Raw genomic sequence first — 24,655 nt, 5'->3', positions numbered from 1 at the left:
GCACGGCGGACGCGCGCTTGGCGACGGTGAGCTGCGATCCCTCCCCGGGAGCGCGGGGGGAACTGCGCGAGCAATCACGGCGTACCCGTACCGGGCGACGGCGCGCAGGGGCCCCTCCCCGGGGGCGCAGGGAACTGCGCGAGCAGCCACGGCGTACCCGTACCGGGCGACGGCGCGCAGGGGCCCCTCCCCGGGGGCGCGGGGAACTGCGCGAGCAACCACGACGCACCCGCACCCGGCGGCGCCGCCGAGCAGCCACCCCGAACCGGCCCTTCGTCCCCGCCGCTCCGTAGACTGGCACCGTGAGCGACCACCCCGGCACCAGCGACACCCCCGACCCCCTCGACAGCTTCGACGAGATCATCGAAGCCGAGACCACCCGCGACCCCGACCTCGCGGTGATCGAGGCCGGCAGCCGCACCCTGCGCACCCAGGGCGGCCCGCCGGAGGCGGACGTACCCGCCCGGCCCGAGGACCCGGAGGTCGACCGGGCGCTGCGCGCGGTCGAGGCGGACCTGGCCACCCGCTGGGGCGAGACCAAGCTGGAGCCCTCGGTCAGCAGGATCGCCGCGCTGATGGACGTCCTGGGCGAGCCGCAGCGGTCGTACCCCTCGATCCACATCACGGGCACCAACGGCAAGACCTCCACCGCCCGCATGATCGAGGCCCTGCTCGGCGCCTTCGACCTGCGCACCGGCCGGTACACCAGCCCCCACGTGCAGTCGATCACCGAGCGGATCAGCCTGGACGGCGCCCCGATCACCGCCGAGCGGTTCATCGAGACGTACCAGGACATCAAGCCGTACGTCGAGATGGTGGACGCCTCCCAGGAGTACCGGCTGTCCTTCTTCGAGGTGCTCACCGGCATGGCGTACGCCGCGTTCGCGGACGCGCCGGTGGACGTCGCCGTCGTGGAGGTCGGCATGGGCGGCTCCTGGGACGCGACGAACGTGATCGACGCCGACGTCGCCGTGGTCACCCCCATCGGGCTCGACCACACCGACCGGCTCGGCGAGACGCACGCGGAGATCGCCGGGGAGAAGGCCGGCATCATCAAGCAGGACGCCACCGTCATCCTGGCGCAGCAGCCGGTGGACGCGGCGCAGGTCCTGCTGAAGAAGGCCGTCGAGGTGAACGCCACCGTGGCCCGCGAGGGCCTGGAGTTCGGCGTGGCCGCCCGCCAGGTCGCGGTCGGCGGGCAGCTGCTCACCCTGCGCGGCCTGGGCGGCGAGTACCCGGAGGTCTACCTGCCGCTGCACGGCGGCCACCAGGCCCACAACGCGGCCGTGGCGCTCGCCGCCGTGGAGGCGTTCTTCGGCGTCGGCGCGCTGCGCGCGCAGCCGCTGGACCTCGACACGGTCCGCAAGGCCTTCGCGGCCGTCTCCTCGCCGGGCCGCCTGGAGGTCGTCCGCCGCTCACCGACCGTCGTGCTGGACGCCGCGCACAACCCGGCGGGGGCGGAGGCCACCGCCGAGGCCGTGCGCGAGGCGTTCGACTTCAGCCGGCTGATCGGCGTCGTGGGCGCCAGCGGCGACAAGAACGTGCGCGGCCTGCTGGAGGCGTTCGAGCCGATCTTCGCGGAGGTCGTCGTCACGCGGAACTCCAGTCACCGCGCCATGGACGCCGACGAGCTGGCCGCGATCGCCGTCGAGGTGTTCGGCGAGGAGCGGGTGCAGGTCGAGCCGCGGCTGCCCGAGGCCCTCGAGGCGGCGATCACGCTGGCCGAGGAGGAGGGCGAGTTCGCCGGCGGCGGGGTGCTGGTCACCGGGTCGGTCATCACGGTGGGCGAGGCCCGCCTGCTGCTGGGGAAGGGCTGAGGTACCTCGTGCGTACGCTGTGTTCGTCGACGCTGATCGGCGAGTTCTTCGTCATCGGGTTCGCGGGTCTCGTGGCCATGAAGGATCCGGGCCTGTCCACGTCGACCGTGTGGCTGGTCAGCGGCATCGCCATGGTGCTGTGCGTGCTGCTGTGCGGCGTGGTGACCCGGCCGGGCGGCGTCGCCCTCGGCTGGGCGCTGCAGATCGCCCTGGTGGCCTCCGGTGTCTTCGTCCCGACGATGTTCTTCATGGGCGCCCTGTTCGCCGCCCTGTGGTGGGCGTCGGTGCACTTCGGCAGGAAGATCGACGAGGCCAAGGCCCGCTTCGCGGAGTCCTCCTCCTCCAAGGCTGACGCTGTGTGACCAGGGCATGGACACGCCCTGTAACCTCGTGCCACCGCACATCGCAGACAAGGAGCACCTCGTGAGCCAGCGCACCCTCGTCCTCCTCAAGCCCGACGCCGTCCGTCGCGGCCTGACAGGCGAGATCATCAGCCGTATCGAGCGCAAGGCCGGCTGGCAGATCACCGCGCTGGAGCTGCGCACCCTGGACCAGGACACGCTGGAGCAGCACTACGGCGAGCACAAGGGCAAGCCCTTCTACGAGCCGCTGGTGGAGTTCATGGCGTCCGGCCCGGTCGTGGCCATGATCGTCGAGGGCGAGCGGGTCATCGAGGGGCTGCGCGCCCTGGCCGGCCCCACCGACCCGATCGCCGCGGCGCCCGGTTCCATCCGCGGTGACTACGGCGTCATCGTCCGCGAGAACCTGATCCACGCCTCCGACTCCGAGGAGTCCGCCGAGCGCGAGGTGAAGATCTTCTTCCCGGGCCGTGCCTGAGCGGCACGCGGATACGGACCGCAGATATTTTTTTCTGATGGGACGTCAGTCCTGTCGTCGATCCGGCCAGGGGCGGGCGTGCGTTTTCGGCCGTCCCTTGGCATATGCCTTGCCGATCGGGGGAACGTGTGCCCCCGATGGACCGTCTCCACAAGCGAGGCGGCGCGCCATCTGGTGACAATGGCGGAGACCCTCGCGCAGTGTTCGTGCAGGCGCGTTTACGATGGAAGCCTTCACGTCACAGCACCCGCCTCGCCTACCTGATATGCCCTCAAAAGCCCGGGAAGGCCAGATGAATCCGGATGGGGAACTCAATGTCGTTCATCGGCCGTGACATGGCTGTCGACCTCGGGACCGCCAACACGCTGGTGTACGTCAGGGGTCGCGGAATCGTGCTCAACGAGCCGTCCGTCGTCGCCATCAACACCAACACCGGTGGCATCCTCGCGGTGGGCGCCGAAGCGAAGAAGATGATCGGCCGCACGCCGGGCAACATCGTCGCCGTGCGCCCGCTGAAGGACGGCGTGATCGCCGACTTCGAGATCACCGAGCGGATGCTCCGCTACTTCATCCTGAAGATCCACAAGCGGCGGTACCTCGCCCGGCCGCGGGTCGTCGTCTGCGTGCCCTCCGGCATCACGGGCGTCGAGCGACGCGCCGTCATCGAGGCGTCCTCCCAGGCCGGTGCCCGCCAGGTGCACATCATCGAGGAGCCCATGGCCGCGGCCATCGGTTCCGGCCTGCCGGTCCACGAGGCCACGGGCAACATGGTGGTGGACATCGGCGGCGGCACCACGGAGGTCGCGGTCATCTCGCTCGGCGGCATCGTCACCGCGCAGTCCATCCGGGTGGCGGGCGACGAACTGGACAACGCGATCATCCAGTACATCAAGAAGGAGTACAGCCTCCTGCTGGGTGAGCGCACCGCCGAACAGATCAAGATCACGATCGGTTCCGCCTACGAACTGGACGAGGACGAGCACACCGAGGTGCGCGGCCGGGACCTGGTCTCCGGGCTGCCCAAGACCGTCGTCATCTCGGCCGCCGAGGTCCGCAAGGCGATCGAGGAACCGGTCAACGCGATCGTGGACGCGGTCAAGACGACCCTCGACAAGTGCCCGCCGGAGCTGTCCGGCGACATCATGGACCGAGGAATCGTTCTGACCGGTGGCGGAGCCCTGCTGCGCGGCCTCGACGAGCGGCTGCGCCGGGAGACCGGCATGCCGATCCACATCGCCGAGGACCCGCTGGACAGCGTCGCGCTCGGCTCCGGCAAGTGCGTCGAGGAGTTCGAGGCGCTCCAGCAGGTTCTGGACGCCCAGCCGCGCAGATGACGCGACGTGACGATTCCGCCGTACGAGATGGTCTCCTCTCGTGCGGCGGATCGCTGATATAGAGGCACAAGCTCCCCCAAATGGGCCCCCAGGGTTTGCGTTTTCCGTCATTTCGCACCCGCCGGGTCCCCCGAATTCCTATCGAGGAAGGGCACGGCCGCCGCACGTGAGGGACACGAAAGAGAGCCGGCTGCTCCTGGTCCTGCTGATCGCCATCGCGTTCGCGCTGATCACGGTGGACATCCGCGGAGGCCGGAACTCCCCGGTCGACGGTGCCCGGCACGCCGCGGCCGCGGCGTTCGGCCCGATCGAGAACGGACTGTCCTCGGCGGTCGACCCGGTCGGCAACGCCGTGTCCGCCGTCCGCGACTCCGGCACCCGCCACGACCGGCTCGCCGCGCTGGAGAAGGAGAACGCGGCCCTCAAGGCCAAGCTCGGCAGCGACGACCGCAACCGCAGCCGCCTGGGACAGCTCGACAAGATGCTGAAGATCGCCGGCGAGGGCCAGTACGGCATCAAGGGCGCCCAGGTCATCGCCATCGGATCGGCGCAGGGCTTCTCCTGGACCATCACCATCGACGCCGGCGCGAACGACGGCATCAAACGGGACATGACCGTCCTCAACAGCGACGGGCTCGTCGGCCGGGTCACCACCGTCGGCCCCGACACCGCCACCGTGCTGCTCGCCAACGACCCGGACTTCACCGTGGGCACCCGCATGGAGAACAGCGACGAACTCGGCTTCGCCTCCGGCCAGGGCGACCGGCCGCTGCGCGTGGAACTTCTCAACGGCAAGGCGGAGGTGAAGAAGGGCGACCGCCTCGTCACCTTCGGCTCCCAGGCCGACACGCCCTTCGTACCGGGCGTCCCGGTCGGCGTGGTCTCCCGCGTCGACCGCTCCGGCGGCGGCCTCACCCGCACGCTCTACGTCACCCCGTACGTCGCCTTCAGCAAGCTCGACATCGTCGGTGTGGTCGTCCAGCCCCCGAAGAAGGACCCGCGCGACGAGGTCCTGCCGGCCAAACCCAAACCGGTCCCCACGCCGACGGTGACCGTCACGGTCACCCCCTCGGCCAACGCAACCGCCGACGGCCAGCAGCAGTAGGAGCTGACTTCCCCATGCGTGTCAACCGGATCCTGCTCTCCACCGCGCTGGTCGTCGTCGCGCTGGTGGTCCAGGTCAGCGTCCTCGCCCGCCTGCACCTGCCCGGCGCGGTCCCCGACCTGCTGCTGCTCACCGTCCTCGGCCTGGCGATGGTCTACGGCCACGTCGGCGGCGCCCTCGTCGGGTTCGCCGCCGGCCTGCTCGCTGACCTCGCCCCTCCCGCCGACCACGCGGCCGGCCGCTACGCGCTCGTCCTGTGCGTCATCGGCTACTTCGCCGGACTCGCCCGGCCGGAGAGCGGGCGACTGAAGTCGGCGACCGGCCCGATGGCCGTCGTGGTCGGCGCCGCCGTCGCCTCCACCCTGCTGTACGCCGGCGTCGGCGCCCTGGTCGGCGACACCGCCGCCCGCCATGTCGGCCTGCCCGGCCTGCTGTTCTCGGCCGCCCTGTACGACCTGCTGCTCGCGCCCTTCGTGGTCCCCGGCATCATGTGGCTGGCCCGCCGCTCCGACAACGACCCGCTCGCCGAGACCGGTTCCGCCGCGAAGGCCGGGGACATCTCCTCCGGGTGGCTCTCCTCCGGCACCGGCCTGCGCATCGGCGGCCAGCGCGGCGGCTTCGGCGCCTTGAAGGCCAAGGCCCGCACCCGCTCCACCCGGGTCGGCCGCATCAAGGGGGTCAAGCGGCTGTGACCCTCGCTCAGACGCCCGGTCGGACGCGCCGCCGGACGCCCGGACAGGCGCCCGTTCGCCAGGGCGGGTTCACCCGAACGAGTCAGCTTTCACGGAACGCGGCCTCACCGGCCGGTCGTTCATCATTCGTCCGCGCACTCGCATCCGCGCACTGAGAGGGGGAGACAGCCGCAGTGACCAACATTCCCGAGACCGGACGGACCCCACGGGTCCAGATCAGGCTCGTCGTCATCCAGATCCTCGTCCTCTCCCTCCTCGGCACCCTCGGCGGCCGCCTGTGGTACCTGCAGATCCGGGAGGGCGCCGCGTACCAGAAGGAGGCCTCAGGCAACCACGTCCAGCAGGTCGTCCAGCCCGCCGTGCGCGGTGACATCCTCGACGCCCGCGGCGTGCCCCTCGCCGACAACGAGACGCGCCTGGTCGTCTCCGCCTCCCGCACCGAGCTGCTCAAGCAGAAGGACGACGGCAAGGCCGTCCTCACCAAGCTGGCCGGCGTCCTCGGCATGAAGCCCGCCGACGTGATGCTGAAGGTCCGGCTGTGCGACGCCAAGACCCCCCAGCCCTGCTGGAACGGCTCGCCCTACCAGCCGATCCCGGTCACCGACAAGGCCACGCCCAGGCAGGCCCTGCAGATCCGCGAACGCTCCGAGGACTTCCCCGGCATCAGCGCCGAACCCGAGGCCGTGCGCCGCTACCCGGCCCCCGGCAAGGCCAACACCGCCCAGGTCCTCGGGTACCTCTCCCCGGTCACCGACGCCGAGATCCAGAAGGCCAAGGACACCGACTCGCCCTACCTGCGCTCCGACATGGTCGGCCGCTCCGGCATCGAGCGCACCTACGACAAGGTGCTGCGCGGCAAGGCCGGCGTGACCCGCTACGAGGTGGACAACCTCGGCCGCGTCATCGGCAAGGCCAAGTCGGACGCCGCGGAGTCCGGCTCCAACCTGGTCACCAGCATCGACTCCCGCGTCCAGCGCGTCGCCGAGTACGAGCTGGACAAGGCCATGAAGGCCGCCCGCCAGCAGTACGACAAGATCACCGGCGAGAACTACAAGGCCGACTCCGGCGCCGTCGTCGTGATGGAGGCCAAGACCGGCCGGATCGTCGCCATGGCCTCGGCCCCGACCTACGACCCGAACGTGTGGGTGGGCGGCATCTCCGGCAAGGACTACAAGGCCCTCACCGGCAAGAACTCCGACTACCCGCTGCTCAACCGCGCCATACAGGGTCAGGCCGCACCCGGCTCGACCTTCAAGGTGGTCTCCACCGCCGCCGCGGTCAACGCGGGCTACCCGTTCGACGGCCGCTACCCGTGCACCAGCTCCTACTCGGTGGGCAGCCAGGTCTTCAAGAACTTCGAGGGCGAGAACTTCGGCCCGATCTCCCTGGGCCGCGCCCTGGAGGTCTCCTGCGACACCGTCTTCTACGGCCTCGCCGACCGGGAGTGGAAGCGGGACGGCGGCATCAACCCCAAGAAGGGCCAGCCCAAGGACTACTTCTACAAGACCGCCCACCAGTTCGGCCTCGGCCGCGAGACCGGCGTCGACCTGCCCAACGAGGTCACCGGCCGCGTCCCGGACCGCCAGTGGAAGCTCGACTACTGGAAGGCCAACAAGGACGCCTGGTGCAAGTCCGGCAAGAAGGACGGCACCTACGTCGAGAAGATCGCGTACGAGAACTGCCTCGAGGGCAACAAGATGCGCGAGGGCGACTCGATCAACTACTCCATCGGACAGGGCGACACCCTCGTCACCCCGATCCAGGAAGCCGTCATCTACGGCGCCGTCGCCAACGGCGGCACCATGTACCAGCCGACCATCGGCAAGGCCGTCATCAGCGCCGACGGCAAGACGGTCACGGAGATCAAGCCGAAGAAGCGCGGCAGGCTGCCGGTCACCCAGGCCACCCTCAAGGGCATGGACGACGCCTTCGCCGGCGTCGTCACCCGCGGTACCGCCGCCTGGAAGTTCGGCGGCTGGCCGCAGAACAAGATCCCGCTGCACGCCAAGACCGGTACCGCCGAGGTCTACGGCAAGCAGACCACCTCCTGGCTCGCCACCTACTCCAAGGACTACACGGTGATCATGACGATCGCCCAGGCCGGTACGGGTTCCGGAGCCTCCGGTGAGGCCGTGCGCAACATCTACAGCGCCCTCTACGGCGTCCAGGGCGACGGCTCCATCGACAACAAGAAGGCCCTGCTGCCCGAGCCGCAGAAGAGCCTGCCGAAGGTCCGCACGGACGGCACCGTCGTCGACCCCAAGGTCCCCGGCGACCCCGCCAAGGAGGTCGAGGCCGCCCAGAAGAACAACACCTCCAACGGCGACACCCAGCAGTCCCCGGCCACCTCGCCCAGCCCCACCAGCACCAGCAACACCCGCAGAAGGCCCCGCAGGAGGGGCGGCCGGAGGATGCTCACATGACCGGCGCCAACAGCTTCTCCGTCTCCGGGTACGGCCCCGAGCGGGCCGGCTGGACCAGGGTCTTCGCCCGCGACTCCGTGGCCCGCCGGCTGGACTGGCCGATACTGCTGTCCGCGCTCGCCCTCTCGGGCATCGGCTCGCTCCTGGTCTTCTCGGCCACCCGCAACCGCACCGAGATCAACCAGGGCGACCCGTACTACTTCCTGCTCCGGCACCTGATGAACACCGGCATCGGGCTCGCCCTGATGATCGGCACCCTCTGGCTCGGCCACCGCGCCCTGCGCAACGCCGTGCCGATCCTCTACGGCCTGTCGGTCTTCGGCATCCTCGCCGTGCTCACCCCGCTCGGCTCCACCGTCAACGGCGCCCACTCCTGGATCGTGCTCGGCGGCGGCTTCTCACTCCAGCCGTCCGAGTTCGTCAAGATCACCATCATCCTGGGCATGGCCATGCTGCTCGCCGCCCGGGTGGACGCCGGCGACAAGAAGTACCCCGACCACCGCACCGTCCTGCAGTCCCTGGGACTGGCCGCCGTACCCATCCTGATCGTCCTGCTCATGCCCGACCTCGGCTCGGTCATGGTCATGGTCATCATCATCCTGGGCGTGCTGCTCGCCTCCGGCGCCTCCAACCGCTGGGTCTTCGGCCTGATCGCCGCCGGCGCCATCGGCGCCATCGCCGTCTGGCAGCTGCACATCCTGGACGCCTACCAGATCAACCGCTTCGCCGCCTTCGCCAACCCGGACCTCGACCCCGCCGGCGTCGGCTACAACACCAACCAGGCCCGCATCGCCATCGGCTCCGGCGGACTGACCGGCGCGGGCCTGTTCCACGGCTCGCAGACCACCGGCCAGTTCGTCCCCGAGCAGCAGACCGACTTCGTCTTCACGGTCGCCGGCGAGGAGCTCGGCTTCCTGGGCGCCGGCCTGATAATCCTCCTCCTCGGCGTCATCCTGTGGCGCGCCTGCCGCATCGCCCGCGACTCGACCGAGCTGTACGGCACGATCGTCGCCGCCGGGATCGTCGCCTGGTTCGCCTTCCAGGCGTTCGAGAACGTCGGCATGACCCTCGGCATCATGCCGGTCACCGGCCTGCCCCTGCCGTTCGTGTCGTACGGCGGCTCGTCGATGTTCGCCGTGTGGGTCGCCGTCGGACTCCTCCAGTCGATCAAGGTCCAACGCCCCATGTCCGCATGAGGAAGGTCTAATCAGCGCAAACGCGGCTAGATTCTCTTCATGGCGGATACGAAACGCGAGATCGAGCGCAAGTACGAATCCGACGACAGCGGGCTGCCCGACCTGACCGGCGTCGGCGGGGTGGCGTCCGTGCTCGACAAGGGCCTGGTCGAACTGGACGCCACCTACTACGACACCCCCGACGAGCGCCTCGCCGCGGCCGGCCTCACGCTGCGCCGCCGCACCGGAGGCTCCGACGCCGGCTGGCACCTGAAACTCCCCGTCGCCCCCGGCGTACGCGACGAGATCAGAGCACCCCTGTCCGACACCGTCCCCGACGAGATCGCCGCACTCGTCCGCTCCCGGGTCCGCGGCACCGAACTGGTCCCCGTGGTCCGGCTCCGCTCCGCCCGCGACGTACGCCACCTCGTCGACGCCGACGGCACCCTGCTGGCCGAGGCCAGCGTGGACACCGTGACCGCCGAGCGCCTCAACCGGGCCGGCGGAACCGCCCAGTGGACCGAGATCGAGGTCGAACTCGCGGACGGCGCCGACCCCGCCTTCCTCGACAAGGTCGACAAACGCCTGCGCAAAGCCGGCGTACGACCGTCCTCCGCCCCCTCCAAGCTGGCCCGCGCCCTGCAGCAGACCGGCGGCACCCCCACCCGCGCCACCCGGCGCGCACAGCCCGTCACCGCCGCCGACCACCTGCTCGCCTACCTGCGCGAACAACGCGACGTACTCCTCGAGTGCGACCCGGCCGTCCGCCGCGACGCACCGGACTCCGTCCACCGCATGCGCGTCGCCACCCGCCGAATGCGCAGCACCTTCCGTACCTACGGCACCGTCCTCGACCCCGCCGCCACCGGCCCCCTCGCCGCCGAACTGAAATGGCTCGCCGGCGAGCTCGGCGCCGACCGCGACCAGGAAGTCCTGGCCGAACACCTCACCACCGCACTCGACGGCCTCCCGCCCGCCCTGGTCGACGGCCCCGTGCGCCACCGCGTCACCACCTGGGCGACCACCCGGCACACCCGCACCCGCGGCCACCTCGTCGCCGTCCTCGACTCCGCCCGCCACCTCGCCCTGCTCGACACCCTCGACGCCCTCCTCGCCGACCCGCCCCTGCGCAAGAAGGCCACCCGCCCACCGGACAAGGTCCTCACCAAGGCCGTACGCAAGGACCTCGCCCGGGTCTCCCGCCTGATCACCGAGGCCCTCGCCCTGCCCCCCGGCGAGGACCGCGACCGCGCCCTGCACGAGGCCCGCAAGAAGGCCAAGCGCACCCGCTACGCCGCCGAGGCCGCCACCCCCGCCCTCGGCGCCCCCGCCCGGAAGCTCGCCAAGTCCATGAAGTCCCTCACCTCCCTGCTCGGCGAGCACCAGGACAGCGTCATGGCCCGCCACACCCTGCGCGAGCTGTCCGCGGTGGCCCACGCGGCGGGGGAGAGCGCCTTCACCTACGGTCTGCTCTACGGCAGGGAGGAGCAGCGCGCGGCGGCGGCCGAGGCGGAGCTGCCCGGCCTGTGGGCGGAGATCGGCTCGGGGCCGTCCCTCTGAGGTTCGGGGCAGCCATCCGGGCGCGTTAGGCTAGATGGTCACCCCTGTCCGCTCACAAAGGTTCGCCAGATGCCTGCCGAAGCCGCCGAGTCGGTGTTCCCGCAGCTCGAAGCACTGCTCCCGCACGTGCAGAAGCCCATCCAGTACGTCGGCGGAGAACTCAACTCCACGGTCAAGGACTGGAACTCCTGCGACGTCCGCTGGGCGCTCATGTACCCGGACGCCTACGAGGTCGGTCTGCCCAACCAGGGCGTCCAGATCCTCTACGAGGTCCTCAACGAGCAGGAGGGCGTCCTCGCCGAGCGCACCTACAGCGTGTGGCCGGACCTCGAGGCGCTGATGCGCGAGCACCGCGTCCCCCAGTTCACGGTGGACAGCCACCGCCCGGTGCGCGCCTTCGACGTGTTCGGCCTGTCCTTCTCCACGGAGCTGGGCTACACGAACATGCTCACGGCCCTGGACCTGGCCGGCATCCCCCTGGAGTCCAAGGACCGCGGGATCGACGACCCGGTCGTCCTCGCCGGCGGCCACGCCGCGTTCAACCCCGAGCCGATCGCCGACTTCATCGACGCGGCCGTGATCGGCGACGGCGAGCAGGCCGTCCTCGACATGACCCGCATCGTCCGCGCCTGGAAGGCCGAGGGCCGCCCCGGCGGCCGCGAGGAACTCCTGTTCCGCCTGGCGAAGACGGGCGGGGTGTACATCCCGGCGTTCTACGACGTCGAGTACCTCCCCGACGGCCGCATCGCCCGCGTCGTCCCCAACAGGTCGGGCGTCCCGTGGCGCGTGTCCAAGCACACGGTCATGGACCTGGACGAGTGGCCCTACCCCAAGCAGCCCCTCGTCCCCCTCGCGGAGACCGTCCACGAGCGCATGTCGGTCGAGATCTTCCGCGGCTGCACCCGCGGCTGCCGCTTCTGCCAGGCCGGCATGATCACCCGCCCGGTCCGCGAGCGCTCGATCACCGGCATCGGCGAGATGGTCGACAAGGGCCTGAAGGCCACGGGCTTCGAGGAGGTGGGCCTGCTCTCCCTGTCCTCCGCGGACCACTCGGAGATCGGCGACATCGCCAAGGGCCTCGCCGACCGCTACGAGGACGACAAGATCGGCCTCTCCCTGCCCTCCACCCGGGTCGACGCCTTCAACATCGACCTGGCGAACGAGCTGACCCGCAACGGCCGCCGCTCCGGCCTGACCTTCGCCCCCGAGGGCGGCTCCGAGCGCATCCGCAAGGTCATCAACAAGATGGTCTCGGAGGACGACCTCATCCGCACGGTCGCGACGGCCTACGGCAACGGCTGGCGCCAGGTGAAGCTGTACTTCATGTGCGGCCTGCCGACGGAGACCGACGACGACGTCCTCCAGATCGCCGACATGGCGACCCGCGTGATCCAGAAGGGCCGCGAGGTCTCCGGCTCCAACGACATCCGCTGCACGGTCTCCATCGGCGGCTTCGTCCCCAAGCCCCACACCCCCTTCCAGTGGGCCCCGCAGCTCTCCGCCGAGGAGACGGACGCCCGCCTCGGCAAGCTCCGCGACAAGATCCGCGGCGACAAGAAGTACGGCCGCTCCATCGGCTTCCGCTACCACGACGGCAAGCCGGGCATCGTGGAGGGCCTGCTGTCGAGGGGCGACCGCCGCATCGGCGCCGTCATCCGCGCCGTCTACGAAGACGGCGGCCGCTTCGACGGCTGGCGCGAGCACTTCTCCTACGACCGCTGGATGGCCTGCGCCGACAAGGCCCTGGCCCCCTTCGGCGTCGACGTCGACTGGTACACCACGCGCGAACGCACCTACGAGGAGGTCCTCCCCTGGGACCACCTCGACTCGGGCCTCGACAAGGACTGGCTCTGGGAGGACTGGCAGGACGCCCTCGACGAGACAGAGGTCGAGGACTGCCGCTGGACGCCGTGCTTCGACTGCGGGGTGTGCCCGCAGATGGATACGGCCATACAAATCGGCCCGACCGGCAAGAAGTTGCTGCCGCTGACGGTCAAGAACGCGGGGCCGACGCCGGCTGCGAGCGGTCACGCGCACTGAGGTGAGCGGAGCACCCGATCGGGTGAGGGAGGCGCCGGCGGGGGTGAGCGAGGAAGTGGCTGCCGCGTGGGGGGAAGCCGGCGCTTCGCATTCCTGTCCGTCGGGGTCTCCGAGGTCTCCTGGTCGGTCGTAGCCGTGTGCCCTCGGGGCCGTCACTCCCGGGCGTGCCATCCGGGCTCCAGGGCGTCCAGGAGGGTGCGGAAGGCTGTGTCCGCCCTGTCCCAGTGGCCGTCGGCGAGGGGGGCGATCAGGAGGCCTAAGGCGGCGTCGGCCAGGACGGTGGCCTGTGTCCGGGCTCCGTCTCGTGTCATGCCTAGTTCACGGAAGACGGAGGCGAGCAGCTCCGTCCATCCGGTGACGATGTCGCGCATCACCGGCCCGTAGCGGTCCGGGTGCAGCACGCCGGCACTCATGATCTCGAGGTAGAGAGGGAGTGAGGCGCGCACGTCCGAGGCTCGGAATTGGCGCCAGACTTCCTCCATGAAGCGGCGCAGGCCTGCCGGGTCCGTGGGCGGGCCGACGGTCTCCAGCAGTTCGCGGGCGCGCAGCAGGGGGCGGCGTTCGTAGACGGCGAGTGCTTCGGCGACCATGCGTTCCTTGGTGCCGAAGTAGTACAGGAGCATGCGGTCGCTGGTGCCCAGGGCGCGGGCCAACGGGCGCAGGGAGAGATCCGAGAGGCCGTTGCGCAGCACGTACGCGCGGATCCGGTCGAGAAGGTCGCGGCGTTTGGCCGGGTCGGGTGGGCGAGGCATGCGGGTTCCCGGATGTGTGGGGAGACGGTAGCCGTCTGTTGTCCGTCATGGACCTTTTGGGGAGGTATTTACCGTAGCAGGTGCTACGTCTATATTGGTCGTAGCGACCGCTACATGTACGGGTCCGGCGAATACCCCGGAGCGTCCACCGGCGGCTCGTCCACCCCGCCCCGGAAGGAACTGGACCCCGTGATGCCCCAGGCCGTAGGCCGCCCCCTCGCCCGTCGCAGGGGTCGGTCTTCTCGCTCCGTCACGCGCTCGTGGCTTGCCACGCAGTGGGTCCTGTGGTCCCGGATGCTCGCACCCTTGCGGCCGCTGGACGCGCCGCGCGGCCGGGCCTCCGCATGGGATGCCTCCTGGCCGCTGCCGCGGGAACTCACTTCCGTGCGCCAGGCCCGGCATCTGGTGACCAGGCAACTGGGCGACTGGTCCGTGGACGACCTGGCCGACGCCGTCGAGCTGCTGGTCAGCGAAGTGGTCACCAACGCCTTGCGTCACACGCGGGGCCCGCTGCGGCTCAACCTGCGGCTGTGCGGCTCCTGCCTGCTGTGCGAGGTCGAGGACACCGAGTCCGCCGGCCCTGTGCGCAACGTCGTGGATGCGGACGCGGAAGGTGGTCGCGGCACCGAACTCCTCGACCTGCTCGCGGACGCCTGGGGCAGCAGCCGTACGGCGACCGGCAAGACCGTCTGGTTCGAGGTGCGGCACACCGGTCTGCCGCACGTGCGTTAACCCTCGTAGCTCTGTCAGGAGACGAGAACGGAGATGCCGTCACCGAGCAGCTTCAACCCGAGAACGAAGAACAGGACGGCCATCACGGCGACATTGTGCTGAGCTGCCCAGTCCTTCCAGTTGCCGAGTGTGGCCCTGGCTCGCTCTCCTCCGAGGAGGAAGACTCCCAGCGGAGCCAGGAGGCCGAGGGTGGCGATCAGGACGAAGACGGCGAGCGATGCGACCTGCTGCGCCACCGGCAGTCCGGCCGAGCCGATCGTGGCGCCCGCGGCGATGGTCAGCGGCGCGTTCTTGGCGTTGAGCGCGGCCAGGGCGAGTCCGAGCGCGAAGATCTTGACCGGTGTGAGGCGGTCGATCGCGCTCATCCACTTCGGCAGCTGGGCCTGCGAGGGGTCCTTCGGGCGGCGATGCCACTTCCGGGCACCGAAGAGGACGAGGAACAGGCCCAGCGCAAGCTTGAGGGCTCCCACCCAGGTGGCCGGATGACTGTTCGCGGAGGCGCTCGCGGGGGAGGCGATCGCCAGCATCACCGCGCCCAGTGCGGACAGGCCCAGGATCCAGCCGAGGGTGAAAAGGACGCCGTTGAGAGGTCCCCGAGGCGTGGCGAGTATCAGGATGACGGCGATGATCGGGAGGGGGCTGACCGCGACGGCGGCCGCGAAGCCCAGCACGTCACCGAGAACTGCGCCCATGGTTGCCTCCAGCCGGGGTCGGGCGGCGATCCGGTCGAGGTCCGGCGGAGCCCGGCGCCCCGACCGCCTGGGCGGCAGGAGGGGGCTCGTGCGGTCGGTTGCGCAGCGGTTTCAGTGCCCAGCGGGAGAGACTGACCGAAAGGTGACGCCCCGGTGCTCAGCGCGCACGCCTCAGTACCATCCTCCTGCTCATGGCTCGATCTGTCCTCGGGAGCCTCGGGAGCCTCGGGCGCCGCGAAGGTGGGCATCGGCCGCCCCGTACCCCGGTTGTCCTTCCTCAGGTGCCGAGATGCGGCGCCTGCGCATCGGTGGTGAGGATGGAGTGGTGAGGGCGATGGCGCCCCGTGCTCCGGCGTTTGGTGACCCTCGCACCGATCCGTGGCAGGGGAGTCTCACGATGACTGCAACGGCACAACCGTCCCGGTCCGCTCACCCCGAGCGTCCGGGCAGGTCGGACGGGGTCTGCAGCGAGTTCACCGTCTTCACCGAGATCAAGCCCGGCCACGCCGACGCGTTGCGCGAGGTTCTCGCGACGCTCGCCGACGCGGCGGACGACGAGCGAGTGCACGCGGCGGTGCGCCAGATCGGCACCCTGCACGACGCCCGCCACGTGATCTTCGACAACGACACCCGGTTCATGTTCGCCAGCGTCTTCGACGGCTCCTGGGACGCCTACATCGACGACTTCGCCAAGACGGTGGTCGGGGAACGCTTCGACAAGGTCTTCTCGCACAGCGAAGGGTTCCCCGGCATCTCCGATCCGGGGGTGAAGGACTGGTTCGTCGCCCACCAGGCCCCCGCGGGAGTCTTCGTCAGCGCCTATCCCGATCTGACCGTTCAGCAGATCTACAAGGACCACCGCGTGGAAGAGGCGTTCGAGGAGGTACTGGACACCCCTGAGTTCCGCGCCGCCCTGGAGAACCCGGCCAACGCGGAGTTGGTGGCCACGCCCGCCTTCCAGAAGCTGCTGGAAGAAGCCTCGGCCTAGGAGCCGGACACAGCCACGACTCAGAGCCGGCCCCACAACGGTGAGCCGCGTCGGCGGGCGCGCACCCCTCGCCCACCCGTCGCTGTGGGCCTGTCTGGACCAACCGGGACCGATGCGGAGGCACGAACAATCATGAACACGGCAGACAGCGGCGGCTCGGCCGGTGTGCGCGTAGAGATCGAGGACGTCCAGAGCGGGGCGCTGCGCCCGCGGCCCGTGCCCTACGAGGGAAAGTTCGTCTTCCTGCGCGTCGACGACCGCCACGCCGGACGTGCCCTGCTGCGACGACTGCTCCCGGTGACCTCGGGCGGCCTGCCGAGCGCCGACCTGAGCCGGGACGCCTGGGTGGCCGTGGCGTTCACCCATCAGGGGCTGCGGGCCCTGGGGGTACCTCAGGATTCGCTGGACAGCTTTCCGCGGGCCTTCCGTGAGGGCATGGCCGCCAGGGCGGAACGGATCGGCGATGTGGGCGCGAACGCCCCGGCCCACTGGGAGGCACCGTTCGGGTCGGGCGACGTCCACATCGCGCTGAGCGCCCTCTCCTCGGATACGGCACAGCTGGACGAGGAGCTGGAACGGGCCCGTGCCGCCTACGAGGACACGCCCGGTGTCCGGGTGATCTGGCAGCAGGACGTCCACCAGCTTCCGACCGGGCGCACCACCTTCGGCTTCCGGGACGGCATCAGCCATCCGAACATCGAGGGCGTCGGACTGCCCGGCTCCAATCCGCAGGAAGCCCCCATCAAGGCCGGCGAGTTCATCCTCGGCTACCCCGACGAGACCGGCAATCTGCCGCCCATGCCCCGCCCCGACGTGCTGGGACGCAACGGGACCTACGTGGCCGTGCGCAAGATTCACACCGACGTGGCGGCGTGGCGCCGGTATCTGCGCGCCAACAGTTCCAGTGCGGAGGAGGAGGCACTCCTGGCGGCGAAGATGGTCGGGCGCTGGCCGAGCGGTGCACCGCTGACGCTGGCTCCGGAGCACGACGACCCGGAGCTGGCGGCGGATCCGCAGCGTGTCAACAACTTCCTGTACCGCGAGCACGACGATCGCGGTCTGCGGTGCCCGGCCGGCGCGCACATCCGCCGGAACAACCCCCGCGACGCCACCATCGTCGGCGACGCACGGATGCACCGGCTCATCCGTCGCGGCACCACCTACGGTCCGCCGCTGCCCGAGGGCGTGCTGGAGGACGACGGTGCCGACCGCGGCCTGGTCGGAGTGTTCATCGGGGCCCACCTTGAACGGCAGTTTGAATTCATCAAGGCCGAGTGGGTCAACGACGGCAACTTCATCGGCTATCCCGGCGAGAAGGACCCGGTGGCCGGACATCACGACGGAACCGGCAGCGTCACCATCCCCGGCAAGCCGGTGCGGCGCCGCCTGCGCAACCTGCCCAGCTTCGTGGTCACGCGCGGCGGCGAGTACTGCTTCGTGCCGGGCCTGCGAGCCCTGCGCTGGCTCGCCGAAATGGAGGACTGACGGCCACTCCCACCCGCTCAGGCCCGGTCACGGTCTTCGAGAAGAGGTCGACGTCATGCCAGCACAGTTCGTCCGCTACACGCCGGACGTCGAAGTCGACGACCCGGACTTCGACCGGAACGTGCAGACGGTGATCGAGAAGACCGAGAACTACATCGCCGAGTCCGTCGAAGCCGGGGGCACGGGACGGGCCCTCCGCGACGCCCACGCCAAGGGATACGGACTGATCCGAGGAGAGGTGGAGATCCTGGACGGGCTGCCCCCCGAGTACGCCCAGGGCATCTACGCGACCCCGGGCACCCACGACGCGCTCATCCGCTTCTCCAACGGCTCCCCGCACGCCGGAGCAGACGCGCGACTGGGCGCCGCCACCGGACTGGCACTGAAGATGTTCGACATCCCCGGCCCGACCCTGCTGGAAGACGAACCGGACACGGGGACGTTCGACTACGCCAACATCAACGGACCGGTCTTCTTCTGCAACACGGTCGAGCACTACCTCTTCGTCCAGGAACTGTTCCTGAACGCAGCGGCGTACTTCTCCCAGGGCCGGCCCGGAGCGCACCGCTTCTTCACCGAGTTCGTGACGGGCAAGGGAACGCTGGACCAGGACGACTGGGCGTGGGACGAGTTCCTGGCCTTCCTCCGCCTGTCGAAGACTCCTCCGGCCAACCTGCTGCTGTCGAGCTACTGGACGATGGGCGCGGTCCGGCACGGGGACTACATCGCCAAGGTGCGCATCACCCCCGACCCGGACTCCGCCGCCGCGGTGGTGCGGCGCGCCGTCGACCCGGCCTCGGCGGCGGAGGTGTTCCGGCCGGCCCTGGAGGCCGAGCTGCGGGAGCGGCCCTACACCTTCGACATCCAGATCCAGCTCTGCACCGATCTGGAGCGCATGCCGGTGGAGGACACCACGGTGGAGTGGCCCGAACGGCTCTCGCCGTCCGTCACCGTGGCCAAGCTGCGGCTGCCCCGGCAGGACATCTCCGGCCCGGAGAACCTGGAGAAGATGGACTCACTGTCCTTCACGCCCTGGAGGGTCACCGCCGAGCACGCTCCCCTCGGCAACATCATGCGGGCCCGCAAGGAGGTCTACCGGCGGTCCTCCATCGCGCGCCACAAGCTGAACCAGCAACCGCGCACGGAGCCGCGCAGCGCCGACGAGGTGCTCGGCCCGACCCGGTGATGAAGCCCGCGTCGCCCTCGGCCCCACGCAGCGGGCAGGACGGGTGGCCTGGTGCAGCAGGTACTCCAGCGGGCCGCGCCGGAACGTACTAGTCCAGACCATGGCCAGGATCGTCGCCGCCAGGATGAAGCCGAGGAGTACCGGCAGGGCGTTCAGGGACCCGTCCTCGATCGCCGGCACGCGCCAGGCGTCGGTGAGGAACCACAGGGCGACGATGTGCAGGACGTACACCGTCAGCGCCATTGTGCCGACCGCCGCGACGGGTCCGGCCAGGCGCATGAGGCGCGGCATCCGGTCGGCGACGGTCAGGCACCCGGCCACCACCGCGAGGGCGACGCCCGTGTTCCCGAGAACGGAGAAGGTCGTCTGGCTGTGCGGCGCCGCCACCAGCAGCCAGTCGAGCGGGGTGTGGTTCACAGGGTCGCCGACGGTGTCGGACCACCAGGCGGAGGACGCCGACCCGCCGTCCGTGGCGGCCGCGACGGTGGAGAGGGCGTGCGGGACCAGACGCAGGGCCAGCCAGGAACCGCCGTAGCCGAGCAGGGCCAGCCCCCCTCCCGCGAGGGCCAGCCGGGAGCGCGTGCCGGGGCGGGTGAGGTCCAGCCGGGCCACGGCCATGCCCGCGACCAGGAACGGCATCCAGGTGAGCACCGGGTACTCGCCGGTGAACAGCAGCTCGACGAAACCGTCCGTGCCGGTGATACGGGCCAGCGGATCCCGGGCGATGACGGCGTCCGCCCAGTGCCCCTGCTCGATCGAGTTCCTGATCACGTAGAGCAGCGGAGGCATGACCAGCGCGCCCGCGGCGGCGACGAGGGCCAGTGCCCCGGCCCGCAGCCGGTGCAGCGGGAGGACTGCCAGGAAGAGCAGGCCGTAGAAGCTGAGGATCACGGCCACGTCGGTGTCCAGGGCCGTCAGCGCATAGCCGAGCACCGCCAGGACGACGGCGCGGATCACGACCCGCGCCACCGCCTGCCGGCCGGCGCGCCCGGTCCGCGGACACGGGCGGCCGGTGATGATGATCAGGGAGAAACCGGCCAGCAGCGCGAAGAGGGCGGAGCACCGTCCCCGTGCCGCCTCCAGCAGGAATCCCATCGGGCCGCCCACCGTCACGTCCGGGCCGACGTGCGCGGAGTACATGCCGAAGACCGCGAGGCCGCGCGCGAGGTCGATGCCGACGAGCCGCCCGGTGGACGGTCTCTGGGCGAAGACGAAGGAGATCGCGTCGAAGGGGGCGGGCGAGGGTCTGCCCGTCGAAGCGGGGGAGCCTGTCCTCTCGCGGTCGTTCGACACGTCTGTCGGTGCTGCCGACGGTGCGTTCAGCGTCATGCCCTGAGGTATGACCGACGGGCCGTCCCACCAGACCTGGCGAGTTTCCGGAAGCACCCCGCCGACCGGCTGATGTCACCCCCGCCGACCGGCGGGAGCACCCGGTCCGGATGCCGTGTCGGACACGGCCCGAGGCCGGCCCCGTGCTGTCGTACGGGGCCGGCCGGGGCAGGTCCACCGGTGCTCGCCGACCGGTGTTCCGTCGAAGGGGTTCTTCGGCTGTCTCAGAGCAGGCAGCCCAGGATGGCGAGGACATCACCGAGCAAGTTGACGATCATGCGGATTCTCCTTCTGTCGCGGGTGAGCGCTGTCATGACCGAGCGTGAAGGAGGGGTGCGGGCCGGGCAACCTGGGGCAGGCCGATGGAGGGGTCAGGAATTGATCATGTTCCGGGTCTGGGCGTAGACCGTCGCGTCGGTGAGCAGGCCCGTGTGGCTGAGGCAGGAGGTCTGGGTGTTGGCCGCGCCGGACAGGGAGACGGAGCTGTCCGGGTTGATCACCGTGTCGCAGGGCGACCACCAGGTGGCGTAGCGGGGCGTGCCCGGTGTCTCGTCGCCGGAGTTGAGGGCGGTGAGGAAGCTGGAGCCGATGCGCATCTCGGTGCAGGACGTGTCGAAGCAGGTGTTGGCGCTGTCGGTGCCGTGGTTCGGGCCGCCCAGGGACACCCAGGCGTCGACCTTGGAGTCTCCGCCGAGGTTCTTCAGGTAGTAGCGCGAGGACAGCCCGCCCATGGAGTGGCTGACGATGTCGACCTTGGTGGCGCCGGTGGCCGCGAGGAGGCGGTCGACCTCGGTGGACAGCTGCTGGGCGGTCGTGGCGTTCGACTGGCGCCAGTCGTAGGACCACTGGTCGAGGTACGAGGACGGCCAGCCGTCGGTTTTGAAGCGGCTCGCCATGGTGTCCCAGTTGCTGCCGGCACCGGTGTAACCGTGCACGAACAGCACGGGGTTGCTGGTCGAGCCGAAGGTGGAGCCGCTCGCGGCGTGGGCGGGGAGGGACGCCTGCACGGCGAGGAGGGCGCCGGCCGCGGCGGCGGCCGCGCTCATGAGGGTCTTGTTCACGATGCACTCTCGGTGGGGTCGTGAAGCGCTGGGCGGCGCCTCTGGCGGGGACGGCGCCGGCGCGTCTCCCGGGTTGCGGGAGGTGCGCCGGCGGGCGTGCGGCGGCACGGCGAGAGGCCGGTTCGCCGTGGCCGCACAGGGGAGAGGACACCGGTGTCTTTGAGGTGGCGTGAGCGTACTGACTGGTAGGTATGGGGGGTCAAGGGGCGTGCACGGAATTGTTCGCCGGGCGCGCCGCTCCGGAGCCGGGCCGGTGACCGACGGTTCCTACGGAATGAACAGGTCTGCCAGATAGGTCGGTTGGGCCTCTATCTCCGCGTAGCGTCCGGTCTCCTTCGACCAGGCGACGTTCCCGGCGGTGAGCGCGTGGAAGTCCCTGACGCAGCGCAGCGCGTCGTCGGCGACGTCGTCGGCGAGGCCGGCCCGCGTCAGGCGCTCGGGCAGGACCTGTTCGAGATCGAGGATGCGCTGGACGTATCCGGCCTGCATCGCGGCCACGCGGTCCACCGCCTCCTGGAGGTCGCACCGGTGGTGGTGGCCGATCACCGTGACGGCGTTGAACGCGTAGTCGTGCGCGAGTTCCTTGCGCAGCGAGTACAGGTCGTTGACGCAGGCGTTCGCGTAGATGACCGCCTCCCGCATGTCCGCGAACGCCGGGTTCGCGTGCAGCCGGTCGGGCAGGTCCACCCCGGTGCCGATCTCCATCAGGTCCAGGACGGCGTCGAACGCGAACGAGGCGCGGCGGTGGGCGAGATACTGCTGGAGGCCGGGTACGCGCCCTTCCTCGCGGTGGATCATGTCGGCGCGGTAGCTGTCGAAGTACCACAGCAGGTGCGGGACGAAGCGCCGCTGCCAGGCGGACGATCGGACGGCCGTCGTACGGCGCCACAGATCGGCCAGGGACCGCGCCAGCCGCCCGGCCGCGACGGTTCCGTCGAAGACGGCGAACAACGGGCCGAACGCCTCCCGCCACCGCTCGGGCTGGTAACCGCGCACCGGGTCGTCGTCGAACTGGTCGTCCAACTGGAACAGCCACGCGTTCCACTGGGTGATCAGTGTCAGCGCCTCCGCGGAGGCGTTCGGGCACAGCCACGCGGTGAGCCGGTCCACACGGGTGCGCTGCACATGGCGGCGCGCCTCCTCGGTGGGCACCAGGCCGAACTCGTCCAGCCACGCGTCGGTGGCGGCCGTGGCCGTCCGGAGCTCCGGATTGAGCGCTGCCGGTACGGGTATGCAGAGGTCCGGAATCCGGAATGTGTCCATACGTCAGCTCGCTTCCCGGTGATTCCCTGCCATGACCAGGCAGTCCGGCCACCGACGTAAATTACCGTGCCCGGCGGCGGTGTTGGACAGAGGTCTCGTTACGTCTTCAAGTACCCCGCCGCACAGGCCTGTTGCGGACGGGGGTGGGCCGGGACCGGGTCAGCCGCGGCGGCCGGGCCGGTTCAGGCGGGCCAGGAGCACGGCGACGTCGTCGCCCGGGCCGTGCGGCCGCCGGGTACCGGCGAGGAGGCCGTCGACGACGGTCTCCAGGTCCGCCGTGGGGGCGCCCCGCAGACCCCGCAGGAACCTCTCGGTGCCCTGGTCGATGTCCTTGTCCACGGCTTCGAGCAGGCCGTCGGTGGTCAGCGCCAGCACGCTGCCCGGAGCGACGCGCAGACGGGTGGTCGGGTACCGCTGCTCCCGGTCGATCCCCAGCGGCAGGCCGCCGGGGACCTCCAGGAGGCGCGGCGGCCTGCGGGGCGTGATCAGGGCCGGGGCGGGATGGCCCGCCCGGCACACCCGGAGCGTGCCGTCGGCAGGGTTCAGCGCGATGTAGCAGCAGGTGGCGAACAGGGCCCGGTCCGGGTCGGTGTTCAGCTCGGTCAGCAGGCGGTTGGTGCGTTCCAGCACGGCCGCCGGCGGGTGTCCCTCGTTCGCGTAGGCGTGCACGGCGGTGCGCAGCCGCCCCATGAGGGACGCGGCGTGGACGCTGTGTCCCTGCACGTCTCCTATGACCAGGGCCACCCCGCCGTCGGGCAGGCTGATGGCGTCGTACCAGTCGCCGCCGATCCACATGCCGGAGGTGGCGGCCTGGTAGCGGGCGGCGATGGTCACGCCCGGCACCGTGAGCGGTCCGCGCGGCAGCATGCCGCGCTGGAGTTCGGTGGCGAGCGCGTGTTCCGACTCGTACATGCCGGCTCGCTCCAGTGACTGGGCGAGCAGTCCCACGGCGGCGACCAGCAGGGCCCGCTCCTCGGGCAGGAACTCCTGCGGCTCGGGGAAGCTGACGAGGCAGGAACTGGCGCGGCCGCGGGAGTCCGTGAGCGGCAGTGCCGCCCACGCCTGCGGGGCCGGCCGCGCGAGGGGCGCCAGGTGCGGGCGGTCGGTGACCAGTGCGTCCGCGGAGCCGACGAGAACGGGCGCCCTGCGCTCGAGGGACTCCTCCACGAGGGTGCGGGCCGTGGCGTCGAGGGCGCGCGGGGAGGCCTCGCCCTGCTCGTCGTCGGCGCACGAGGCGACGACGGTCAGCCGGCTGCCCTCCGGGGCGATCACCGCCAGCGCGTCCGCTCCGAAGGCGCGCAGGCCCGCCTGCGCGGCGGCCATGATGTCCCTGACCGTCACCGCGGCGGCCAGGGCCGCGGTCAGCTCCCGCATCCAGCGGTCACGGGTGGCGCGCTCGTGGAACCGCCGTCGCTCCGCCTCGTGGCGTTCGTGGACGGCCGTGGTGTCCATGACCACGCCGACCATGCGGGCCGGCTGCCCGTCGGCGCCGGGCAGGACGCGGCCCCGGGCCTCCAGGGACCGGTGCCGGCCGTCGCCGGAGGTGACGCGGTACTCGATCTGGTAGTTGCCGCAGCTCTTGGCTATGAGCCCCAACGCGTCGCGCACGTCGGCCAGATCGGACTCGTGCACCGCGGCCAGGAAGTCGGTGATGTCCGACGGGCCGTGCTCGGGCATGCCGTGCAGGGCGAGGGTGAGCGGATCGCAGGAGATCTCGCCCGTGGCGATCTCCCAGCAGAAGAAGCCCGCCTGCACGATGCTCGCGCTGGCCTGGAAGGCGCCGGGGCGGGACTCGTCTCCCCGGAACGCGGCAGTTCGCACCGACCCGACGTCTTTCACTAGATAGATCTCCCTGCCGCGGCGTGAACTACTTCCCTGTGAGGGATCAACGGTGCTCGACCGGATGGGCCACGTCCTGTAGTGGGTGGTCGATGGAAACCAGCCAGTGAGGCGACTTGAGAGCCTACGGGACTACGACACCGTTCCCTCCTAGAGGCGAACAGGGCTCGCGCGGCGGAGTGCGTTCCCGTTCTGCCGGGGGAGATTGCCTGACCGACCCGACTGTGGCCGGATCGTGCGCATGTTAGTGACTTTCCGGATCTTGCGCCAGACACCCCACCCGGCCGAGTGGTCGAGCGGGCCCGGCACCGTGTCGCAACCCGCCCGGCAGGCCGGCCTGGCGGA

At 70.5% G+C, this 24,655-nt stretch carries 19 protein-coding genes; 13 read left to right on the top strand and 6 right to left on the bottom strand.

Annotated elements, in window-relative coordinates:
- Positions 1-302: 302 nt before the first annotated feature.
- The 10 genes from folC to AQJ66_RS18600 all read left to right on the top strand — a co-directional run bounded on the left by folC (position 303) and on the right by AQJ66_RS18600 (position 12,983).
- Entirely contained in the window at positions 303-1,817 is a 1,515-nt protein-coding gene (folC, locus tag AQJ66_RS18645) for a bifunctional tetrahydrofolate synthase/dihydrofolate synthase (RefSeq protein WP_061923045.1), read from the top strand.
- A gap of 8 nt (positions 1,818-1,825) precedes the next feature.
- Complete coding sequence (locus AQJ66_RS18640) at positions 1,826-2,179, top strand: DUF4233 domain-containing protein (RefSeq protein ID WP_061923042.1); 354 nt, start codon at positions 1,826-1,828, stop codon at positions 2,177-2,179.
- Positions 2,180-2,240: 61 nt separating this feature from the next.
- Positions 2,241-2,654, top strand: a complete 414-nt coding sequence (gene ndk / locus AQJ66_RS18635) for a nucleoside-diphosphate kinase (RefSeq protein ID WP_061923039.1) — start codon at positions 2,241-2,243, stop codon at positions 2,652-2,654.
- 314 nt (positions 2,655-2,968) lie between these two features.
- Entirely contained in the window at positions 2,969-3,988 is a 1,020-nt protein-coding gene (locus AQJ66_RS18630; RefSeq protein WP_061923036.1) for a rod shape-determining protein, read from the top strand.
- Positions 3,989-4,154: 166 nt separating this feature from the next.
- A complete protein-coding gene (gene mreC, locus AQJ66_RS18625; RefSeq protein WP_061923033.1) occupies positions 4,155-5,093 on the top strand; it encodes a rod shape-determining protein MreC in 939 nt (312 codons plus the stop codon).
- Positions 5,094-5,107: 14 nt separating this feature from the next.
- Positions 5,108-5,785, top strand: a complete 678-nt coding sequence (gene mreD / locus AQJ66_RS18620; protein ID WP_061923030.1) for a rod shape-determining protein MreD — start codon at positions 5,108-5,110, stop codon at positions 5,783-5,785.
- Positions 5,786-5,958: 173 nt separating this feature from the next.
- The gene (gene mrdA / locus AQJ66_RS18615; protein WP_061923027.1) at positions 5,959-8,208 is read left to right on the top strand and encodes a penicillin-binding protein 2; all 2,250 of its coding nucleotides are present in this window, start codon (positions 5,959-5,961) and stop codon (positions 8,206-8,208) included.
- On the top strand, positions 8,205-9,404 hold the full coding sequence (gene rodA, locus AQJ66_RS18610; protein ID WP_061923024.1) for a rod shape-determining protein RodA: 1,200 nt from the start codon (positions 8,205-8,207) through the stop codon (positions 9,402-9,404). Before mrdA ends, rodA begins: the two co-directional genes overlap by 4 nt.
- Before the next feature lie 39 nt (positions 9,405-9,443).
- Positions 9,444-10,943: a CYTH and CHAD domain-containing protein gene (locus tag AQJ66_RS18605; protein ID WP_061923021.1), complete on the top strand. Its 1,500-nt coding sequence runs from the start codon at positions 9,444-9,446 to the stop codon at positions 10,941-10,943.
- A gap of 69 nt (positions 10,944-11,012) precedes the next feature.
- Positions 11,013-12,983, top strand: coding sequence for a TIGR03960 family B12-binding radical SAM protein (locus AQJ66_RS18600; RefSeq protein WP_061923018.1), 1,971 nt, complete (start codon positions 11,013-11,015; stop codon positions 12,981-12,983).
- Positions 12,984-13,135: 152 nt separating this feature from the next.
- On the opposite strand, the gene AQJ66_RS18595 is transcribed toward AQJ66_RS18600, so the two are convergent.
- On the bottom strand, positions 13,136-13,735 hold the full coding sequence (locus AQJ66_RS18595) for a TetR/AcrR family transcriptional regulator (protein WP_061923015.1): 600 nt from the start codon (positions 13,733-13,735) through the stop codon (positions 13,136-13,138).
- 192 nt (positions 13,736-13,927) lie between these two features.
- Between AQJ66_RS18595 and AQJ66_RS18590 the strand changes: the two genes are divergently transcribed.
- A complete protein-coding gene (locus tag AQJ66_RS18590; protein ID WP_425264284.1) occupies positions 13,928-14,467 on the top strand; it encodes an ATP-binding protein in 540 nt (179 codons plus the stop codon).
- 14 nt (positions 14,468-14,481) lie between these two features.
- Here AQJ66_RS18590 and AQJ66_RS18585 read toward each other — a convergent pair whose 3' ends face one another.
- Positions 14,482-15,159: a GAP family protein gene (locus AQJ66_RS18585; RefSeq protein WP_061923009.1), complete on the bottom strand. Its 678-nt coding sequence runs from the start codon at positions 15,157-15,159 to the stop codon at positions 14,482-14,484.
- Between the two features lie 397 nt (positions 15,160-15,556).
- Here AQJ66_RS18585 and AQJ66_RS18580 point away from each other — a divergent pair, with 397 nt between their 5' ends.
- Positions 15,557-16,147, top strand: a complete 591-nt coding sequence (locus AQJ66_RS18580) for a hypothetical protein (protein WP_244162859.1) — start codon at positions 15,557-15,559, stop codon at positions 16,145-16,147.
- A 132-nt stretch (positions 16,148-16,279) separates the two neighbouring features.
- Positions 16,280-17,632: a Dyp-type peroxidase gene (locus AQJ66_RS18575; RefSeq protein WP_061923003.1), complete on the top strand. Its 1,353-nt coding sequence runs from the start codon at positions 16,280-16,282 to the stop codon at positions 17,630-17,632.
- 1,015 nt (positions 17,633-18,647) lie between these two features.
- Here AQJ66_RS18575 and AQJ66_RS37370 read toward each other — a convergent pair.
- From AQJ66_RS37370 to AQJ66_RS18555, 4 genes are all read right to left on the bottom strand, one after another.
- Positions 18,648-20,147 (bottom strand): DUF418 domain-containing protein, encoded by a 1,500-nt coding sequence (locus tag AQJ66_RS37370; RefSeq protein ID WP_244162858.1) that lies wholly within the window; start codon positions 20,145-20,147, stop codon positions 18,648-18,650.
- 371 nt (positions 20,148-20,518) lie between these two features.
- Complete coding sequence (locus AQJ66_RS18565) at positions 20,519-21,193, bottom strand: esterase/lipase family protein (protein WP_061923330.1); 675 nt, start codon at positions 21,191-21,193, stop codon at positions 20,519-20,521.
- Positions 21,194-21,475: 282 nt separating this feature from the next.
- Positions 21,476-22,471, bottom strand: a complete 996-nt coding sequence (locus tag AQJ66_RS18560) for a terpene synthase family protein (protein ID WP_061922997.1) — start codon at positions 22,469-22,471, stop codon at positions 21,476-21,478.
- A 159-nt stretch (positions 22,472-22,630) separates the two neighbouring features.
- Complete coding sequence (locus AQJ66_RS18555; protein ID WP_159052581.1) at positions 22,631-24,292, bottom strand: SpoIIE family protein phosphatase; 1,662 nt, start codon at positions 24,290-24,292, stop codon at positions 22,631-22,633.
- Between the last annotated feature and the right edge of the window lie 363 nt (positions 24,293-24,655).

Source organism: Streptomyces bungoensis (assembly GCF_001514215.1).
Classification (GTDB): Bacteria; Actinomycetota; Actinomycetes; order Streptomycetales; family Streptomycetaceae; genus Streptomyces; species Streptomyces bungoensis.
The sequence above is the reverse complement of the archived record's forward strand: the minus strand, read 5'-3'. Positions and strand labels throughout refer to the sequence as shown.

Coding starts and splice junctions, on each gene's coding strand:
- AQJ66_RS18630 (WP_061923036.1), top strand. CDS start 2,969: ATGTCGTTCATCGGCCGTGACATGGCTGTCGACCTCGGGACCGCCAAC.
- mreD (WP_061923030.1), top strand. CDS start 5,108: ATGCGTGTCAACCGGATCCTGCTCTCCACCGCGCTGGTCGTCGTCGCG.
- rodA (WP_061923024.1), top strand. CDS start 8,205: ATGACCGGCGCCAACAGCTTCTCCGTCTCCGGGTACGGCCCCGAGCGG.
- AQJ66_RS18605 (WP_061923021.1), top strand. CDS start 9,444: ATGGCGGATACGAAACGCGAGATCGAGCGCAAGTACGAATCCGACGAC.
- AQJ66_RS18600 (WP_061923018.1), top strand. CDS start 11,013: ATGCCTGCCGAAGCCGCCGAGTCGGTGTTCCCGCAGCTCGAAGCACTG.
- AQJ66_RS18595 (WP_061923015.1), bottom strand. CDS start 13,735: ATGCCTCGCCCACCCGACCCGGCCAAACGCCGCGACCTTCTCGACCGG.
- AQJ66_RS18590 (WP_425264284.1), top strand. CDS start 13,928: ATGCCCCAGGCCGTAGGCCGCCCCCTCGCCCGTCGCAGGGGTCGGTCT.
- AQJ66_RS18585 (WP_061923009.1), bottom strand. CDS start 15,159: ATGGGCGCAGTTCTCGGTGACGTGCTGGGCTTCGCGGCCGCCGTCGCG.
- AQJ66_RS18580 (WP_244162859.1), top strand. CDS start 15,557: ATGACTGCAACGGCACAACCGTCCCGGTCCGCTCACCCCGAGCGTCCG.
- AQJ66_RS18575 (WP_061923003.1), top strand. CDS start 16,280: ATGAACACGGCAGACAGCGGCGGCTCGGCCGGTGTGCGCGTAGAGATC.
- AQJ66_RS37370 (WP_244162858.1), bottom strand. CDS start 20,147: ATGACGCTGAACGCACCGTCGGCAGCACCGACAGACGTGTCGAACGAC.
- AQJ66_RS18565 (WP_061923330.1), bottom strand. CDS start 21,193: ATGAGCGCGGCCGCCGCCGCGGCCGGCGCCCTCCTCGCCGTGCAGGCG.
- AQJ66_RS18560 (WP_061922997.1), bottom strand. CDS start 22,471: ATGGACACATTCCGGATTCCGGACCTCTGCATACCCGTACCGGCAGCG.